This window comes from Ruegeria haliotis (genome assembly GCF_013377785.1).
Taxonomy (GTDB): Bacteria; Pseudomonadota; Alphaproteobacteria; order Rhodobacterales; family Rhodobacteraceae; genus Ruegeria; species Ruegeria haliotis.
In genome coordinates this window covers 132,741-149,700 of sequence record NZ_JABXWT010000002.1, presented here as the reverse complement: position 1 = coordinate 149,700, position 16,960 = coordinate 132,741, and the positions used below count along the sequence as shown (strand labels likewise).

The following is a 16,960-nucleotide window of genomic DNA, read 5'->3' as shown; positions in this document are numbered from 1 at the left end:
GAAGTTGCCGCGCGCATAACGCGGCGCGACAAAATATACCAGCCCTAACCGGCTGTCAGTGGCTGGCAGTCCCGGAAAACAGGTGAATGACCAGGATACCAGCCAGAATCAGCGTTAATCCAAGGATCGCGGGCCAGTCCAGTTTTTGTCCAAAGACAACAAACCCGATTAGCGCAATGAAGAAAATCCCTAGACCCGACCAGATGGCATATACAATTCCAACAGGCATCACCTTCAGCGTCAAAGCCATCAGGTAGAATGCGAATCCATATCCCACGACAACCAAAACAGAAGGCCAGAACCGCGTAAATTGCTGACTGGCTTGCAAAGCCGTCGTGCCGATAGTTTCCGCGAAGACTGCCAGCAACAGGATCAGAAAAGATTTAGGCATTGCGGTAAACCTCAGAGTGGGAACGATATGAACGGTTGAGCACGATTTTCAAAATTTGGGCAAGAGGAATCCACGCAGGTCAAAATGAGCGAAATGGAAGTTTAGGGTCAGGTATACCTGACTATGGGATGTCAGCATTTAGTGTAACATCATCACCATATTAAATTTTTTTGTTAACGAGTATTTCTGATGACGACATTTTCAAAATACGTCATATTTGCTTCGGCTCTTATAGTGGCGCTTGGGTGGCTTGCAGGCGGGGGGTCCGTCGAGATTGATGCAGCCCACATGGTTCAACAGTTTGATGGTAGCGTATTTTAAGCGTCACCCGGAACTAAGCAAAGGAAAAGGAACCCTAGGGTTCCTTTTTTTATTTTAAGTCAACCACTTACTGCCTTTGCGGATAAGAAATACGCAATCAGTTGCGGGCGAAGCCAATCCCACAGCCGGGGTGCACCGGTCTCGATGGCGGGGCGGACGCGTGTCTCAATCTGGGCAAAGGTGACGTTGTAGTCGACCCAAGAGCCACCACCGGTTTCCAGATTAGCGATAGGTGTCTGAAACCGGTCTACTGCCTTGGCAAACCGTGCATCAACAGATTCGGCTGCTTCGAATTCGTTCCACAGGTCAGCAAAGGCAGTGCGCTGGATTTCGGGCAGCAGACCGAACAAGCGTTTTGCAGCGGCTTCTTCCTTGGCAGCTTGCGCCGCGTGGTCGACCTGTCCGTGGATCGGGTGATCTCCGGCGTCGATTTCGACGATGTCGTGCAGCAAAAGCATCTGCAGAACCCGATCAATCCGAACTTCTGAGCCGGCATGTTCGGACAGTACCCAAGCGTAGAGCATGATGTGCCAGGAATGTTCGGCAGAGTTTTCAAACCTGTCACTCGTCATCAAACGCGAGGCGCGCAAAACGGACTTCAGTTGATCTGCTTCGGTCAGAAAGGGCAGGCGTTTGGTGAATGCATTGTCCTCGGGTTCAGTCCCGGATTGCAGGTCATGCGCATGTCTATAGGCCAGCGGGAACACTTCTGCCAAATAGGCCGCGCGCCCACCTTCCAAATTCTCGCGGACAACATCCAGATGGTCGGTTTGGGGTTTCGATGCGCACAGAACCTGAAACAGCGGCTGGCATCGGTCCAGAACTTTGGCGAACCGGGCGTCGGGCGTGGTATCCGCCTCGAACTCACACCACAAAGCCAGAAAGCGATCCGACTGATCGCCCGGTAACAGACCGAAAATCTCGAAAGCAGCAGACTGTTCTGCTGCGGCAACGGCTTGCCAGTCAGTCTTGAGGTGGATGGGATGGTCACCGACGATGATCTCGACAAGATCGTGCAGCAGCAACATCCGGATCACCCGGTCGATGGACACTTCGTCACTGGCCAGAGGTGCCATGGTCAAAGCCCACAACGCCAGATGCCAACTATGCTCGGCCGAGTTCTCGGGGCGGGATTGATCGAGCAGGACATTCGCCCGCTCGATCGTTTTCAAGTCATCCACCCTTTTCAGGAAAGCGATCTGATCCGACAAACGGTCGGTCATTGCTTCTCGATCGCTTTGAGCTTTGATCGGTGATCCGTTAGCCGCTGTATCACGAATTGCCGGGCTTTACGCTCGGCCATACGAACACGAATTTCCGTCAGAAACGCTTCTTCCAGGGACTGCGAGGCCGCCCCCAAAACGACGCCGACCTCAACAAAGAAACGATCGTCGCCAGTCTCATCCATTACCTTCATCGTATCCTCGGCCAGTTTGGCCGCAAGATTGGTGATGGTATCGGACATCAGCGCGTGGTCTCGGTCAGGCGACGTTTCACATAATCACTGACATCAGTGATCAGCGTATCCATGTGACGATCCTGGAAAAAGTGATCAGCACCTTCAACTTCGTTATGGGTGATTGTGATGCCTTTTTGCTCGTGCAACTTGCCAACCAGTGCGGTGGTGTCCGCAGGTGGTGCAACACGGTCAGCAGACCCATTGATGATCAAACCGGATGAGGGGCAGGGCGCGAGGAACGAAAAGTCGTACATGTTCGCAGGCGGTGACACGCTGATGAATCCTGTAATCTCGGGGCGGCGCATCAACAGTTGCATGCCGATCCATGCGCCAAACGAGAAGCCCGCGACCCAACAGTGTTTTGAGTTGCTGTTCATCGACTGCAGGTAATCCAATGCGGATGCTGCGTCGCTCAACTCACCTATACCCTGATCGTATTCGCCCTGACTACGGCCCACGCCGCGAAAGTTAAAGCGCAACACGGTAAAGCCCATGTTGTAGAACGCGTAGTGCAGGTTATAGACGACCTTGTTGTTCATGGTCCCGCCGAACTGAGGATGCGGGTGCAGCACGATGGCGATCGGTGCGTCTTTTTCCTTTTGCGGGTGGTAGCGGCCTTCCAGGCGGCCTTCGGGTCCGGGAAAAATCACCTCGGGCATGTGTGCTTTGGTCCTGTCTTGTCATCATCGGCGCCCGGATATACTTGACGGTTATCGTCGGGCACCTTAGAACGGTTCTAATTAAATTGCTGAGCGCTAAGTCGCTGTCCGTCGGAGATACGCACTGGCAGCGGCGGCGTCAATGTTTTCGCGCGGATCTTGCCGAGAGGGAATGATAATGAAGCTATCGACCAAAGGTCGTTACGCGATGGTTGCACTGGCTGACATCGCACTTCAGCCGTCTGACGGGCTGGTAACCCTGGGAGAAATCTCGGAACGTCAGGATGTTTCGCTTCCGTATCTGGAACAGCTTTTTGTCAAGCTCCGTCGCGCAGAACTTGTTACGTCGGTTCGTGGTCCAGGGGGCGGATATCGACTGGCACGGCCCGCGTCCGAGATTCGTGTGGTCGAAATTCTGGCCGCTGTGGATGAAACGATTGACGCACTGCAAAAAGGGGCAGGCGCATCAGGTGCATCGTCGGGCAGTCGTGCCCAGTCGTTGACGAACCGACTGTGGGAAGGTCTCAGTGCGCACGTCTATGTGTTTTTGCATCAAACCCGGCTGTCGGATGTGATCAAGAATGATCTGGTGCCATGCCCTGCGGTGCCCAACCTGTTTTCCATTGTGGATGAATAGATCTGTGAGTATTGCGTCAAAGCCATGAAACGCATCCGGAAAAAGGTGTATCCATGAAACGTGTTTATTTGGATCACAATGCCACCACGCCTTTGCGGATCGAAGCACGTGAAGCGATGATCAAGGCGATGGATATCTGTGGAAACCCGTCCTCGGTCCACGCCGAGGGGCGCGCGGCCAAGTCATTGGTTGAAAATGCACGTGCGCAGGTTGCGGCTGCTTTTGGGGCCGATGGTGCCGATATCGTTTTCACCTCAGGATCTACCGAAGGCGCGGCGCTGACCTTGGCTGGACGTGAATTGCATGGTGCAGCAATTGAACATGATGCAGTAAGGGCTTGGACTGTAGAGGATATCCCTGTTTCTGAGGATGGTCTGGTAAAGGTTGAAGAGCCGGAAAAATCCACCCTTCAATTGGCCAATTCCGAAACGGGAATAGTGCAATCGCTGCCCTCTGGACTGGCCGTAACGGATGCGACGCAGGCGTTTGGTAAACTGCCGATTGCATTCAATTGGCTTGGTGCGCAGATGGCGTTGGTCTCGGCTCACAAGCTGGGCGGACCCAAGGGTTTAGGAGCTGTCGTGATGAAGCGAGGCACCGATCTGGCCGCGCAAATCAAGGGTGGCGGGCAAGAAATGGGTCGCCGTTCAGGAACCGAGAATGTCATCGGTATAGTGGGCTTAGGGGCCGCAGCTGAAGCGGCTGCACAGGATTTAGCCAACGGAGTATGGGAGCAGGTTACCGAATTTAGAAATATTCTAGAAAACGCTCTTGAGGCCGCGGTAAAATCACCTATTTTTGTCGGGAAAGGTCACGAGCGGCTTCCAAATACCCTATGTTTTGCTTCGCCCGGTTGGAAGGGTGAGACACAGGTGATGCAAATGGATTTGTCGGGTTTTGCGGTCAGTGCGGGTTCTGCCTGTTCCAGCGGCAAAGTTCGCGCCAGCGCGGTGTTGACTGCAATGGGATATGACGAGGTGACAGCAGCCAGCGCAATTCGCGTGTCGCTGGGCCCTCGGACAACGAAAGATGATGTGCTGCGTTTCGCCGAAACGTGGCTGAACAAAGAGAAAAAGCATCGCGCGCGCGCCGCGTGATCTGACGGAGGGTAGACTATGGCCGCATTGGACCAGACCCAGGTGAAAGAGGGTGTCGATCAGGAAACCGTGGATGCGGTACGTGAGGTCGGAACCTATAAATATGGCTGGGAAACCGAGATCGAGATGGAATACGCGCCCAAGGGCGTGAACCCCGATATCGTGCGGCTTATTTCGGAGAAAAACGAAGAACCCGAGTGGATGACCGAATGGCGTCTTGCAGCATTCGAGCGCTGGACCAAATTGGACGAGCCGAACTGGGCCATGGTGCATTACCCACCGATCGATTTCCAGAACCAGTATTACTACGCCCGGCCCAAGTCGATGGAAGAGAAGCCCAAGTCACTGGACGAGGTTGATCCCAAACTTCTCGCCACCTACGAAAAACTGGGTATCCCCTTGAAAGAACAAATGATTCTTGCAGGCATCGAAGGGGCAGAAAACGCGCCTGCCGAAGGCCGTAAGGTTGCTGTGGACGCGGTGTTCGACTCTGTCTCAGTCGGGACAACATTTCAGGCCGAACTGAAAAAGGCGGGCGTGATCTTCTGCTCGATCTCTGAAGCAATCAGAGAGCATCCCGAACTGGTCAAAAAATACCTCGGGACTGTTGTTCCAGTATCGGACAATTTCTATGCAACGCTGAACTCAGCCGTGTTTTCGGACGGATCGTTTGTCTACATCCCGCCGGGCGTACGCTGCCCGATGGAGCTGAGCACTTACTTCCGCATCAATGCCGAGAATACCGGCCAGTTTGAACGGACCTTGATTATTGCCGACAAGGGCTCTTACGTGTCGTACCTGGAGGGCTGCACGGCACCCCAACGTGATGTCGCGCAGCTTCACGCGGCTGTAGTTGAGATCATTATCGAGGAAGACGCCGAGGTGAAGTACTCGACCGTTCAAAACTGGTACCCGGGCGATGAGAACGGCAAGGGTGGTATCTACAATTTTGTCACCAAACGCGCTGATTGCCGCGGTGACCGTTCCAAGGTGATGTGGACGCAGGTTGAGACCGGCTCGGCTGTGACGTGGAAGTACCCGTCGTGTATCCTGCGCGGCGATGACAGTCAGGGTGAGTTCTACTCGATTGCCATCACAAACAACTATCAGCAGGCTGATACCGGGACTAAGATGGTGCATCTTGGCAAAAACACCAAGTCACGGATCGTCTCCAAAGGCATCAGTGCGGGTCACGCACAGAACACGTATCGCGGGCTTGTCTCGATGCATCCCAAGGCCAAAGAAAGCCGGAACTATACGCAATGCGACAGCTTACTGATCGGCGACAAATGCGGGGCGCATACGGTTCCATATATCGAGGTCAAGAACAACTCGAGCCGGGTCGAACACGAGGCGACAACCTCGAAGGTGGATGAGGATCAGTTGTTCTACTGCCGTCAACGTGGCATGGACGAGGAAGAGGCCGTTGCCCTTGTGGTCAACGGGTTCTGCAAGGATGTCCTACAAGCCCTTCCGATGGAATTCGCAATGGAAGCGCAACAGCTTGTGGCGATCTCGCTGGAAGGCTCGGTTGGTTGATGACGCGCGAGCCCCGGAACCGCATCCAAAGGGATGATGTGCTGACCTGGCTGGGATACGCATTGCCGGTTCTGGGCGGCTTGCTTGGCGTGGTGTACGTCAACGTCAATCACATGGAATTCATCAACCCGGTCTGGGCCGTGGGCGGAGGGGCAATCCTTGGATGGATTGCAGTGCGCCTGATCCGGAAAGTGCTGGGATAGAAATTGACTGGGGCCAAAGCGCCCCTTGCGATACGCAAAAGGACAAAAAATGCTGGAAATCAAGAACCTGCACGTACAGCTTGAAGAAGAAGACAAGCAGATCCTCAAGGGTGTGAATCTGACGGTCGACGCCGGTAAAGTGCACGCGATCATGGGCCCGAACGGCTCGGGCAAATCGACGCTCAGCTATGTCCTGTCGGGTCGCGATGGGTACGACGTCACCGAAGGTTCAGCCACCCTGAATGGCGAAGACCTGTTGGAGATGGAGCCCGAAGAACGCGCCGCAGCCGGTGTCTTCCTGGCATTCCAATACCCGGTCGAAATCCCTGGTGTGGGTAACATGACCTTCCTGCGCACCGCTGTGAATGCGCAGCGCAAGGCGCGGGGCCAAGAAGAACTGTCAGCGACGGACTTCCTGAAAGAAGTGCGCGCCAAGGCCAAATCCCTGAAGATCGACGCGGATATGTTGAAGCGCCCGGTTAATGTTGGCTTCTCGGGTGGTGAGAAAAAGCGCAACGAAATCCTGCAGATGGCCATGCTTGAGCCCAAGATGTGCATTCTGGATGAAACCGACTCGGGTCTGGATGTGGACGCAATGAAGCTGGTTGCTGAAGGCGTTAATGCACTGCGGGATGAGGGCCGGGGTTTTCTGGTTATCACGCATTACCAGCGCTTGCTGGACCATATCAAACCAGACGTTGTGCACATCATGGCCAATGGACGTATTGTCAAAACAGGTGGTCCTGAGCTGGCGCTTGAAGTTGAAAACAATGGCTATGCCGACATTCTTGCCGAGGTGAACTGATGGCCTTGCCCGAAGTCAAACAAACTGCAACCGAGGCGCGGCTGGCCACCTTGACCATGCCCGATGCCGGTTGCACCCGTGCTGCGCGCGAGGATGCATTGGCCCGTGTGCTGGAATCCGGTTTGCCAAACCGGCGGGACGAGTATTGGAAGTATACCCAGCCTGATACGCTGGTTGCACCACATGCGGCTCCGGCGGCTGTGTTGCAGGATGATGAGTCGCTGATTTTCGATGAACTCGACCGTTTGAAGATCGTGTTCGTTGATGGCGTGTTCACGCCAGAGGAATCGGATGATCTGTCGCTCGAAGGTGTCGTCATTGATCGGCTCGAAGATATCTGCTGCAAGGATATTCACTGGGCCAAGGAACTGTATGGCGTTCTTGAGGCGCGCGGTCAGGATCCGGTACAGCGTCCTTTGGCGGCGTTGAACACGGCCTTTGCAACCGATGGCGTTGCCATTCATGTGACCGGCAAACCCTCTAAACCGATCAACCTGATCTATCGGCATGAATCGCCGGAGTCAGACGTCGTTCTGCATCATGTTATTCGAGTCGAAGGCGGTGCCGAGGCGACCATTCTTGAAACCGGACCGGCTGCGTCACGCTTTAACAAGTGCATGGAGATCGATGTCGCCGACAATGGCACGCTGCACCACGTGCGTGCGCAGGGCCGGGATCATGAGCGTCGCGCGGCGACACATATGTTCACCCGCTTAGGGCAGGAATCGGTCTATAAATCCTTCACCCTTACTGTGAACGGTGTGTTGACCCGGAATGAGCAGATCGTTGAACTGACCGGAGATGATGCTGTCGCACACGTGGCGGGGGCTTGTGTCGGGGACGGAGATTTCCATCACGACGACACAGTTTTTGTCACCCATGACGCCGTGAATTGCGAAAGCCGTCAGGTTTTCAAAAAGGTGCTGCGAAACGGTGCGACAGGTGTTTTTCAGGGCAAGATCCTGGTCAAGGCAGGTGCTCAGAAAACGGATGGCTATCAGATCAGTCAGTCCTTGTTGCTGGATGATGACAGCCAGTTTCTGGCCAAGCCCGAACTTGAGATTTATGCCGACGACGTTGCCTGCTCACACGGGTCAACCTCGGGCGCGATCGATGAAACGGCGTTGTTCTATCTGCGATCTCGTGGCGTGCCAACCAAGGACGCGACCAATATGCTGACCTTGGCCTTTCTGGCCGAGGCGGTGGACGAGATCGAAGACAGCTCTCTGGCCGAAGCCATCGTGAGCCGTCTGGAAGGTTGGTTGGCGCGGCGTAGCTGATGCCTGTCTCGACGGATATCGTGGCGACCTACCGGCGGCCGGGGCGTGTGGTGCGCCGGCTTCTGGATATGGGTCCGCGCGAAGACCGGGCATTGGCCTTTGTCATGGCCTTTTGTCTGGTTGCTTTCATTGCGCAAATGCCCGGCCTTGCGCGTCGCGCGCATCTTGAGGGGCTTGAGCTGAATATGCTGCTGGGCGGTGCCCTTTTGGGGTCCGTTTTCATTCTGCCGCTGTTCTTCTATATCCTGGCTATGGTCTCTCATTGGGCAGCCCGCCTGGTGGGTGGCCATGGAACCGCATATGGTGCGCGGCTTGCGCTGTTTTGGGCTTTGCTGTCCTCTGCACCTCTGGTGTTGCTGAACGGGCTGGTGGCCGGGTTTATCGGTCCCGGACCAACGTTGACCCTTGTGGGGCTCGTTTGGGTTGCCGTTTTTGTCTGGTTCTGGTTATCCGGTCTCAGACAGGTACAAAGGTCTGCTGAATGAATATGGTGTCCTTGGGCAATCTGGCTGTTTTGACGCTGCGCCAACCATCTGAGGCAGCCCGCCATCTGATGGACCTGCGTCTGGGACGCGAGGTCTTGTGGCTGGCGTTTTTTCTGGCTGTCGTGCTGAATTGCCTCGTGCAATTGGGCATCGACCTTTTGGTACCAATTCCGGAAGAGGCGCTGAGAGAGCTTGAACCGGTACCTTTGGTGCTAATCAAATCCGCCGGAGCTATGATGCTGAGCATTGTGGCTTTTCTCTATATCGGACGATTTCTGGGGGGCACCGCGACGTTTGAAGGCATGATGGTGCTGACGATCTGGTTGCAGTTTCTGCAAATTGCGGCCCTGCTGATCACGCTTGCGCTTAGCATCACCTTTCCATTTATGATGCTGATGTTGTTGCTGGCGACGGCATTGCTGAGCCTTTACATCACCCTCCATTTCCTGAATGAGGCGCATCAATTTGGATCGCTTGCCAAAGCGTTTGCCGTGATCTTGCTGTCGGCCCTTGTCGCGGTTCCTTTCGTCCTCATGTTGACCCCAAGCGGGCCCGTCTAGGAAACATAGACCTATGTATGATGTGCAGAAAATTCGTTCAGACTTTCCGATCCTGTCGCGTCAGGTGAATGGCAAGCCGCTGACTTATCTGGACAATGGCGCCTCGGCGCAGAAACCGCAGGTCGTGATCGATGCGGTGACCCGAGCGTATGCCGAAGAATATTCGAATGTGCATCGCGGCCTGCATTTCCTTTCGAACCTTGCGACCGAAAAATACGAAGCCGTGCGCGGAACGATCGCACGGTTCCTTGGTGCATCGAACGAGGATGAAATCGTTCTGAATTCGGGCACGACCGAAGGCATCAATCTGGTTGCTTACGGTTGGGCCATGCCGCGCATGCAGGCCGGGGACGAGATCGTGCTTAGCGTCATGGAACATCACGCCAATATCGTGCCTTGGCACTTCCTGCGCGAACGGCAGGGCGTTGTCCTGAAATGGGTTGATGTAGATGCCGATGGCGGGTTGGACCCGCAAGTGGTGATTGACGCCATTGGGCCGAAAACAAAACTGGTCGCCGTCACCCAATGCTCGAACGTTTTGGGGACCGTGGTGGATGTGAAAGCCATCACCGAAGGCGCACACGCCAAGGGAGTCCCTGTTCTGGTCGATGGCAGTCAGGGCGCTGTGCATATGCCGGTCAATGTCGAGGACATCGGTTGCGATTTCTACGCGATCACCGGACACAAGCTTTATGGTCCGTCTGGATCTGGCGCGATCTACATCAAGTCAGACCGTATGGCTGAAATGCGCCCCTTCATGGGTGGTGGCGACATGATTAAAGAAGTTAGTAAGGATCAGGTTATCTATAATGATCCACCGATGAAATTTGAGGCCGGAACTCCGGGCATTGTTCAAACCATCGGTTTGGGCGTCGCATTGGATTACATGATGGACCTGGGGATGGAGAACATCGCCGCGCATGAATCCGGGTTGCGGGATTATGCCATGCAGCGCCTGAACGGTTTGAACTGGCTGCAGGTTCAGGGGACCCGGCCGGACAAGGCCGCGATCTTCAGCTTTACGCTGGATGGGGCAGGGCACGCGCATGACGTTTCGACGATCCTGGACAAAAAGGGCGTTGCGGTCCGCGCCGGACATCACTGCGCCGGACCGTTGATGGACCATCTGGGTGTGACGGCAACCTGCCGTGCGAGTTTTGGTCTGTATAACACCACGGATGAGGTCGACACCTTGATCGAGGCGCTGGAACTGGCGCACGATCTGTTCGCCTGAACGCGTTGAACGGTCAGTGCAAAACCTGATTGATCCGGGAAGATTTCCAGTTGCACCCGGGTCGGAACAAGGTTAGCTAACGGCCAAGGCACCTGTAGCTCAGCTGGATAGAGCGCTGCCCTCCGAAGGCAGAGGCCAGAGGTTCGAATCCTCTCAGGTGCGCCATTAAACCAAAAAACTTCACGGTTCTGCACACGTTTAAGTGGCTTGTCAGTGCAAGACTGGGAATACCCTATCACCTTTGGCGGGCTGGTCGGTCATTGGTTTTCGGTCGAAAATCTGGTCGCTTGCTCCCATTCAAAAAAGTCATCAGCTGTATACTTTTCCGTGTGAGCTGCGGCTTCAATCCATACGCCAATATCGCGACGGGTAGCCGAACTCCAGATAGGTTCAAAGTACTCATGTTTGTCCGAATATTCACCCAAGAATTCGGCATGTAATGAGCCATACAACTCACTACACATCTTTGCCACGTTCAATCTGGCGTAGATCGTGTTCGTAATCGATTCATCCCATGCTTCGAGACTAATGAGTATGTTGTTTTCCATCCAATCGGTGTGGTTAAGGCATTCCGAACCCGCTGAGATAAACGTTGTAATCCGTTCCAGCCTTCGGTCATCCTTCTCGTTATACCATTGGTAAAGCGGGAAGACTGCAATACCGGCAGCAGTTATGACAACCAACCTCTCAACGATTTCAATAATGGCCCGAAAATTCAGTGACATATTCGTTCCTTCAATAAAATGCATGGAAGATATGACACGGATTTCAGTATTTACGGATAGAAAAGATGCGTTCGATGCGGGGATGGAAGATCGAACGTAGGTGACAGTCAGGGTCGTGAGCGATAGGGTTTCGATCGGCGTTTGGATCAGAAGGCCCGCTCAGATAGCTGGGTTATCCGGCCCGTCTCCAACGGTGTACAAAAGTAGGATAGTCAACAGTATAGACCCTACGATTGCGATCAGCACCCAGGCAAGAGCAGATCAGTTGCAATCCTGTGCCATGTTCAACGGCGAGTTAAAAAATGTCATCCAGAGAATAGTCTGAAAGACTCATATCGCCGACTTTAGTGTGGTCGGTATTAACCGCGCCAGCTACGGATGACGCCACAATCCATATGTACAAAGTTCGAACCGTAGTATTTGCCAACACCGCCTGCGCGACAGGACATGGCCGCTTTGGCCATCTGCGAAACCGACCGCGAAGCCAGCCGTAGATCAGCGGCCTGACCCTGCATGTGCAGCGAGTTCCGTGCCACATTGCGAGATTTCGAACGCAGCATCGCGTTGGTCTGTGGCGAGCGATAGCCCGACAGCAACATATAAGGCTCGTTCGCATCCAGAAGATTGTGCGAGGCGGCCATGATATCGATTGTGCGCAAATCCATGGCCTTGGTTTGATCGGTCCGCCAGTCACGCATGAAGTGGTTCACTTCTTTGACAGCGTCCTTGATGTATTTGCCGTCAACCCAATATATCATATCAATCCGCTCGCCCGTCCGACCGGAATACATACGGATACGGCGGATATCACCGCCACCTCGAAGGAATCCTGCTGCATTGGAGAAAGTCGGTGCTGCGGCAACTGCTGTAGCCGCAAATGCGCCCAATAGGGCACGCCGGGTCAAGCCCGAGGTACTGCCGTTGGTCATTTTGTGTCGTCCCGTACTGTTCCTGCCTGCACACGATGTTACGCGCGCTGTCTTAATTATTTCCCATCCCAGATGGCGAATTTATGGCATAATCGGATTCGGTCGCCAAGAAGTCTTTCAAAATCACCTTTTCAAGGGGGAATTTTCGGCAGTTTTTTGCGCAATTTGTGCAAGGTCTCATTTTTCTGTGCATTTGCGGATTTTTTGCAACCCGGTCGATGCAAACGCGCATCAGGCGATGGCAGAAGCGATTGGGTAAGGGATTTGTGAATGGACAAGCACCCGGTCGCAAAACCATATTTGGTCGGCGCGGCGCTTTTCTGTGCAAGCTATTGAATAACCAAGGTCATCCCATGCTCTCTGTTTTTCGGACAAGTACCAGTATCCTGCTGACCGCCTGTTTTGCGGCAACGGCCACCATGGCAAATACCACCTCTGATGCGGCGCCTGACACTGCCTTTCAGATGGCAGTTGCCGAAAATGTGCCGAATGCGTCCGGAATTGCTGAGTTTTATCGAATCAACGGTTTTTCGCCTATTTGGGTCGGGGATGCGCCAGAGCATGCGCAACGTCGCGCTGCATTGATCAAAGCACTGTCTAATACGGATCTGCATGGGCTGCCTGCAGCCAGCTACGATGTACAGGCATTGCTGGACCAGATGCAAAACGCGCGCTCGGTGCGTGATTTGGGTGCGGTTGAGGCCGAATTGACCCGGGTTTTTGTCGAATATGCGGATGATCTCTATGCGGGGGCTTTGCGCCCGGCCAAAATTGACGAAGGCCTTGTGCGCAAGGTTGAACGGCGCAGTGCAGCGGAACATCTGCAGGGGATAGATACGCACGGGGCGACGTATCTTGATCAACTCGCGCCACAATCGGTGCAGTATCGGGCGCTGATGAAGCAGAAACTGGCGCTGGAAACGCTGGTTGATCAGGGAGGGTGGGGCCCAACTGTTCCGGTAGCGAAGTTGGAACATGGTGATACCAGCCCCAATGTTCTAAAACTGCGCAATCGTTTGGTTTCAATGGGGTATCTCAACCCGACAGCCAGCCCCGGCTTTGACGATGGGTTGCTGGCGGCCGTTCGTGCGTTTCAGACAGCGCATGGGTTGGAGCCTGACGGTGTGGCCGGTCAGGGCACTATCACAGAACTCAATCGCCCGGCTTCGGATCGCTTGAAGGCGGTCTATGTTGCTTTGGAGCGTGAGCGCTGGCTGCCGCGTGAACGTGGTCCACGCCACATCCTGGTCAATCAGACTGACTTTTCAGCCAAGATCGTTGATGACGGGTTGGTGACGTTCGAAACCCGCGCGGTAATCGGCAAGAACATCAAGGATCGTCGCAGCCCGGAATTCTCAGACCAGATGGAGCATATGGTGATCAATCCAAGCTGGTATGTACCACGCTCGATCATCACCAAGGAGTATCTGCCGAAACTGCAAGCGAACCCGGGTGCGGTGGGCCATATTGAAATCACCGACAGAAGAGGTCGTCAGGTCAATCGTGGGGCTGTGGACTTTACCCAATTCACTGCGCGCAACTTCCCCTTTGCGATGCGTCAGCCCCCCAGCAAAGGCAATGCGCTGGGTTTGGTGAAGTTCATGTTTCCCAACAAGTACAACATCTATCTACATGATACACCTCAGAAAAGTCTGTTCGCGCGCGAGGTTCGGGCGTTTTCACACGGGTGTATCCGTCTGGCACAGCCGTTTGATTTTGCCTACGCGTTGCTGGCCCGGCAAGAGGAAGACCCAAAGGCGTTTTTCCAGCGTGTGCTGCGAACCGGAAAAGAGACCAAGGTGGATCTGGAACAGTCGGTTCCGGTGCACCTGATCTATCGTACTGCGTATATCGGACCCAAGGGCGAGGTTCAGTATCGCCGCGATGTCTACAACCGCGACCGCAAGATTTGGGACGCGCTGCAAAAGGCAGGGGTGGTCCTGCCGGACGTTCAGGGGTAATCACGGGTCAAATCCTGCGACAAGGAAACCCGCCATGCAATTTACCGTTCAGCAAATCGCCGACGCCCTTGGGGCGGAGTGCCAGGGCGACACCGGTCTGACCATTGTGCGCGCTGCCGAACCCGGTGATGCGGGACCGATGGATCTGGCAATGGCCATGGCGCCGAAATACGCCGAGGCACTCTCTAACGGCGACGCGCGTGTGGCCGTGTTGTGGGAAAATGCGGATTGGCAGGCTCTGGGCCTTCGGGCTGCGATCTTCGTGCCGCGCCCGCGTATGGCAATGGCTGGAATCACGGCCATGCTGGACCGGGGGCAAGGGATTGAACCGGGCATTCATCCCTCGGCCGTGATCGATCCGACCGCCGAGATAGCGCCAAACGCATCTGTTGGTCCTTTGGCTGTAGTGGGCGCACGGGTCCGTATTGGTTCAGGTGCCATCATCGGAGCGCATTGTGTGATCGGAACCGACGCTGTCCTTGGGGACAACGCGGTTTTACGCGAAATGGTCAGTATCGGAGCACGCGCACAAATCGGCGACCGGTTTATCGCGCAACCCGGCGCCCGGATCGGCAGCGACGGGTTCAGCTTTGTTACGCCCGAAGTTTCGGGCGTTGAAAACGTACGCAAGACTTTAGGCGATCAGGGCGACGCCAAGGCGCAAAACTGGTTGCGCATTCACTCGTTGGGTGCGGTAGAGATCGGCGACGATGTCGAGGTCGGCGCCAATTGCACGATCGACAACGGCACAATCCGCAACACCTGCATTGGCAGCGGCTCCAAGGTGGATAACCTTGTTCACGTGGGTCACAACACACGCGTTGGGCAAGATTGCCTTTTGTGCGGTCAGACGGGTGTTTCCGGCTCGGTTGAGATTGGCAATAATGTAGTGCTGGGTGGGCAGACCGGGGTGGTCGACAACATCTTTATCGGCGATGGCGTCATTGCGGGCGGGGGCACCAAGATCTTGTCCAATGTGCCTGCCGGTCGCGTCATCATGGGCTACCCGGGCATCAAAATGGAAACCCATACGGACATATACAAAGCACAGCGCCGTCTGCCACGTTTGACGCGTGACGTAGAGGCGTTGAAAAAGGCTGTTTTCAAACAGCCTCCGAGCGATTAAATCAACGTCAAACCGGTAATCAGGGGATCGACATGAGCATCAGCGACCGCGTCATCGCAATCATTGCAGAGCAGGCCGTGCTGGAGCCATCGGACGTGACACCCGAAAGCACGCTCGAGGATCTGGGTATCGATAGCCTGGGTCTGGTTGAGAGCATTTTTGCCATCGAAGAAGAGTTCGACATCACTATCCCGTTCAACGCAAATGAACCAACGGCCAGCGATTTCGACATTACCAACGTGGCTGCGATCATTTCCGGGATCGATAAGCTCGTGTCGGAAAAGGTCTGACAACAGTTATGAAACGCGTTGTCATTACCGGGGCTGGTACCATCAACTCGCTGGGCCATTCGGTCCCCGACACGCTGGAGGCCATGCGCGAAGGTCGCTGTGGTATCTCGGACCTGGAGTTTCGCGATGTGGACCGACTGGCCATCAAGATCGGCGGACAGGTCCGCGGGTTCGAGGCTGAGGGCCGGTTCAACCGTCAGCAAATGACCCTGTATGATCGGTTCACCCAATTCACCCTGACAGCAGCGAAAGAGGCGATCGACCAATCCGGGATTGAATTTCACGGTGAACTGGCCGCAAGGTCCGGAGTTGTTCTGGGCACTGCCGGTGGCGGCGTTTCCACATGGGACGACAATTACCGCTCGGTCTATGAAGATGGCAAGAACCGGGTGCATCCGTTTGTGGTGCCCAAGCTGATGAACAATGCTGCGGCCAGCCATGTGTCGATGGAACATAACCTGAAGGGGCCAAGCTTTACGGTCTCGACTGCATGTGCGTCGTCAAACCACGCGATGTCGCTGGCCTTTCAGATGGTGCGCAGTGGGGCTGCGCCAGCCATGATCACAGGCGGCGCTGAATCGATGCTGTGCTTTGGCGGTGTTAAGGCATGGGAGGGTTTGCGTGTGATGTCCAAGGACGCCTGTCGCCCCTTCAGCGCCAATCGTAACGGGATGGTGCAAGGCGAGGGTGCTGGTGTTTTCGTTTTCGAAGAATACGAACATGCACGTGCCCGGGGCGCTGAAATCCTGTGTGAGGTTGTTGGCTTTGCCATGTCTTCGGATGCGTCAGATATCGTAATGCCCAGCAAACAGGGTGCTTCGCGCGCGATGGAGGGAGCACTGGTGGATGCCAAGCTGAATGCCAGCGATGTGTGCTATATCAATGCGCACGGTACAGGCACGGCGGCCAATGACAAAACGGAATGTGCCGCAGTTGCGGGCGTTTTCGGACCTCATGCGGATGACCTGATGATCTCATCGACCAAATCCATGCACGGGCATCTGATCGGCGGCACAGGCGCTGTCGAGCTGTTGGCGTGCATCATGGCGCTGAGGGACGGGATCATCGCGCCGACGATAGGGTATGAAGAACCCGACCCGGAATGCGCGCTGGATGTTGTTCCGAACGAGGCCCGAGAGGCCAAGGTCGATGTCGCGCTCAGCAATGCGTTTGCCTTTGGCGGGTTGAATGCCGTTCTGGCACTAAAGCGCATTTAGCAGAAAAAATCGCCGCCACTTTGTTGCGGCGGCGATCTGGAA

At 55.1% G+C, this 16,960-nt stretch carries 19 protein-coding genes and 1 tRNA gene; 14 read left to right on the top strand and 6 right to left on the bottom strand.

Annotated features, from left to right (window positions below):
* Window positions 1-55: 55 nt before the first annotated feature.
* The 4 genes from HW561_RS05750 to HW561_RS05735 form a co-directional block, all read right to left on the bottom strand.
* Window positions 56-391: a DMT family transporter gene (locus HW561_RS05750; protein WP_176862619.1), complete on the bottom strand. Its 336-nt coding sequence runs from the start codon at window positions 389-391 to the stop codon at window positions 56-58.
* A gap of 380 nt (window positions 392-771) precedes the next feature.
* Complete coding sequence (locus tag HW561_RS05745; RefSeq protein ID WP_176862617.1) at window positions 772-1,935, bottom strand: HD domain-containing protein; 1,164 nt, start codon at window positions 1,933-1,935, stop codon at window positions 772-774.
* A complete protein-coding gene (locus tag HW561_RS05740) occupies window positions 1,932-2,177 on the bottom strand; it encodes a hypothetical protein (RefSeq protein ID WP_176862615.1) in 246 nt (81 codons plus the stop codon). Before HW561_RS05740 ends, HW561_RS05745 begins: the two co-directional genes overlap by 4 nt.
* Window positions 2,177-2,830, bottom strand: a complete 654-nt coding sequence (locus HW561_RS05735; protein ID WP_176862613.1) for an alpha/beta hydrolase — start codon at window positions 2,828-2,830, stop codon at window positions 2,177-2,179. Before HW561_RS05735 ends, HW561_RS05740 begins: the two co-directional genes overlap by 1 nt.
* A gap of 178 nt (window positions 2,831-3,008) precedes the next feature.
* Here HW561_RS05735 and iscR point away from each other — a divergent pair, with 178 nt between their 5' ends.
* The 10 genes from iscR (at window position 3,009) to HW561_RS05685 (ending at window position 10,835) form a co-directional block, all read left to right on the top strand.
* A complete protein-coding gene (gene iscR / locus HW561_RS05730; RefSeq protein WP_176862611.1) occupies window positions 3,009-3,467 on the top strand; it encodes a Fe-S cluster assembly transcriptional regulator IscR in 459 nt (152 codons plus the stop codon).
* A gap of 53 nt (window positions 3,468-3,520) precedes the next feature.
* A complete protein-coding gene (locus HW561_RS05725) occupies window positions 3,521-4,564 on the top strand; it encodes a cysteine desulfurase family protein (RefSeq protein WP_176862609.1) in 1,044 nt (347 codons plus the stop codon).
* A gap of 18 nt (window positions 4,565-4,582) precedes the next feature.
* Entirely contained in the window at window positions 4,583-6,103 is a 1,521-nt protein-coding gene (sufB, locus tag HW561_RS05720; RefSeq protein WP_176862608.1) for a Fe-S cluster assembly protein SufB, read from the top strand.
* Entirely contained in the window at window positions 6,103-6,306 is a 204-nt protein-coding gene (locus tag HW561_RS05715; RefSeq protein WP_176862607.1) for a hypothetical protein, read from the top strand. The genes sufB and HW561_RS05715 overlap by 1 nt, the downstream gene beginning before the upstream one ends.
* A 49-nt stretch (window positions 6,307-6,355) precedes the next feature.
* Window positions 6,356-7,111, top strand: a complete 756-nt coding sequence (gene sufC, locus HW561_RS05710) for a Fe-S cluster assembly ATPase SufC (RefSeq protein ID WP_176862606.1) — start codon at window positions 6,356-6,358, stop codon at window positions 7,109-7,111.
* A complete protein-coding gene (sufD, locus tag HW561_RS05705) occupies window positions 7,111-8,391 on the top strand; it encodes a Fe-S cluster assembly protein SufD (protein WP_176862604.1) in 1,281 nt (426 codons plus the stop codon). Before sufC ends, sufD begins: the two co-directional genes overlap by 1 nt.
* The gene (locus HW561_RS05700; protein WP_176862602.1) at window positions 8,391-8,876 is read left to right on the top strand and encodes a YIP1 family protein; all 486 of its coding nucleotides are present in this window, start codon (window positions 8,391-8,393) and stop codon (window positions 8,874-8,876) included. The genes sufD and HW561_RS05700 overlap by 1 nt, the downstream gene beginning before the upstream one ends.
* The gene (locus HW561_RS05695; protein WP_176862600.1) at window positions 8,873-9,436 is read left to right on the top strand and encodes a YIP1 family protein; all 564 of its coding nucleotides are present in this window, start codon (window positions 8,873-8,875) and stop codon (window positions 9,434-9,436) included. The genes HW561_RS05700 and HW561_RS05695 overlap by 4 nt, the downstream gene beginning before the upstream one ends.
* Before the next feature lie 13 nt (window positions 9,437-9,449).
* The gene (locus HW561_RS05690) at window positions 9,450-10,670 is read left to right on the top strand and encodes a cysteine desulfurase (protein ID WP_176862598.1); all 1,221 of its coding nucleotides are present in this window, start codon (window positions 9,450-9,452) and stop codon (window positions 10,668-10,670) included.
* Window positions 10,671-10,758: 88 nt separating this feature from the next.
* Window positions 10,759-10,835, top strand: a tRNA-Arg gene (locus HW561_RS05685).
* 92 nt (window positions 10,836-10,927) lie between these two features.
* Here HW561_RS05685 and HW561_RS05680 read toward each other — a convergent pair.
* On the bottom strand, window positions 10,928-11,395 hold the full coding sequence (locus HW561_RS05680; RefSeq protein WP_176862596.1) for a hypothetical protein: 468 nt from the start codon (window positions 11,393-11,395) through the stop codon (window positions 10,928-10,930).
* A 359-nt stretch (window positions 11,396-11,754) separates the two neighbouring features.
* Window positions 11,755-12,324: a YcbK family protein gene (locus tag HW561_RS05675; protein WP_176862594.1), complete on the bottom strand. Its 570-nt coding sequence runs from the start codon at window positions 12,322-12,324 to the stop codon at window positions 11,755-11,757.
* 353 nt (window positions 12,325-12,677) lie between these two features.
* Between HW561_RS05675 and HW561_RS05670 the strand changes: the two genes are divergently transcribed.
* Genes HW561_RS05670 through HW561_RS05655 form a run of 4 tightly spaced genes read left to right on the top strand, consistent with a single transcriptional unit; the run spans window position 12,678 to window position 16,918 of the window.
* Complete coding sequence (locus HW561_RS05670; protein ID WP_176862592.1) at window positions 12,678-14,285, top strand: L,D-transpeptidase family protein; 1,608 nt, start codon at window positions 12,678-12,680, stop codon at window positions 14,283-14,285.
* A 34-nt stretch (window positions 14,286-14,319) separates the two neighbouring features.
* The gene (lpxD, locus tag HW561_RS05665) at window positions 14,320-15,411 is read left to right on the top strand and encodes a UDP-3-O-(3-hydroxymyristoyl)glucosamine N-acyltransferase (RefSeq protein ID WP_176862590.1); all 1,092 of its coding nucleotides are present in this window, start codon (window positions 14,320-14,322) and stop codon (window positions 15,409-15,411) included.
* Between the two features lie 32 nt (window positions 15,412-15,443).
* Complete coding sequence (locus HW561_RS05660) at window positions 15,444-15,701, top strand: acyl carrier protein (RefSeq protein ID WP_176862588.1); 258 nt, start codon at window positions 15,444-15,446, stop codon at window positions 15,699-15,701.
* Between the two features lie 8 nt (window positions 15,702-15,709).
* A complete protein-coding gene (locus HW561_RS05655) occupies window positions 15,710-16,918 on the top strand; it encodes a beta-ketoacyl-[acyl-carrier-protein] synthase family protein (protein WP_176862586.1) in 1,209 nt (402 codons plus the stop codon).
* Window positions 16,919-16,960 lie beyond the last annotated feature (42 nt).

Excerpts from the sequence above, each read along its gene's own strand:
- sufD (WP_176862604.1), top strand. The coding sequence starts at position 7,111 with ATGGCCTTGCCCGAAGTCAAACAAACTGCAACCGAGGCGCGGCTGGCC.
- HW561_RS05750 (WP_176862619.1), bottom strand. The coding sequence starts at position 391 with ATGCCTAAATCTTTTCTGATCCTGTTGCTGGCAGTCTTCGCGGAAACT.
- HW561_RS05680 (WP_176862596.1), bottom strand. The coding sequence starts at position 11,395 with ATGTCACTGAATTTTCGGGCCATTATTGAAATCGTTGAGAGGTTGGTT.
- HW561_RS05655 (WP_176862586.1), top strand. The coding sequence starts at position 15,710 with ATGAAACGCGTTGTCATTACCGGGGCTGGTACCATCAACTCGCTGGGC.
- HW561_RS05695 (WP_176862600.1), top strand. The coding sequence starts at position 8,873 with ATGAATATGGTGTCCTTGGGCAATCTGGCTGTTTTGACGCTGCGCCAA.
- HW561_RS05715 (WP_176862607.1), top strand. The coding sequence starts at position 6,103 with ATGACGCGCGAGCCCCGGAACCGCATCCAAAGGGATGATGTGCTGACC.
- HW561_RS05735 (WP_176862613.1), bottom strand. The coding sequence starts at position 2,830 with ATGCCCGAGGTGATTTTTCCCGGACCCGAAGGCCGCCTGGAAGGCCGC.
- lpxD (WP_176862590.1), top strand. The coding sequence starts at position 14,320 with ATGCAATTTACCGTTCAGCAAATCGCCGACGCCCTTGGGGCGGAGTGC.
- HW561_RS05690 (WP_176862598.1), top strand. The coding sequence starts at position 9,450 with ATGTATGATGTGCAGAAAATTCGTTCAGACTTTCCGATCCTGTCGCGT.
- HW561_RS05740 (WP_176862615.1), bottom strand. The coding sequence starts at position 2,177 with ATGTCCGATACCATCACCAATCTTGCGGCCAAACTGGCCGAGGATACG.
- HW561_RS05675 (WP_176862594.1), bottom strand. The coding sequence starts at position 12,324 with ATGACCAACGGCAGTACCTCGGGCTTGACCCGGCGTGCCCTATTGGGC.
- HW561_RS05660 (WP_176862588.1), top strand. The coding sequence starts at position 15,444 with ATGAGCATCAGCGACCGCGTCATCGCAATCATTGCAGAGCAGGCCGTG.
- iscR (WP_176862611.1), top strand. The coding sequence starts at position 3,009 with ATGAAGCTATCGACCAAAGGTCGTTACGCGATGGTTGCACTGGCTGAC.
- HW561_RS05700 (WP_176862602.1), top strand. The coding sequence starts at position 8,391 with ATGCCTGTCTCGACGGATATCGTGGCGACCTACCGGCGGCCGGGGCGT.
- sufC (WP_176862606.1), top strand. The coding sequence starts at position 6,356 with ATGCTGGAAATCAAGAACCTGCACGTACAGCTTGAAGAAGAAGACAAG.
- HW561_RS05670 (WP_176862592.1), top strand. The coding sequence starts at position 12,678 with ATGCTCTCTGTTTTTCGGACAAGTACCAGTATCCTGCTGACCGCCTGT.
- sufB (WP_176862608.1), top strand. The coding sequence starts at position 4,583 with ATGGCCGCATTGGACCAGACCCAGGTGAAAGAGGGTGTCGATCAGGAA.
- HW561_RS05725 (WP_176862609.1), top strand. The coding sequence starts at position 3,521 with ATGAAACGTGTTTATTTGGATCACAATGCCACCACGCCTTTGCGGATC.
- HW561_RS05745 (WP_176862617.1), bottom strand. The coding sequence starts at position 1,935 with ATGACCGACCGTTTGTCGGATCAGATCGCTTTCCTGAAAAGGGTGGAT.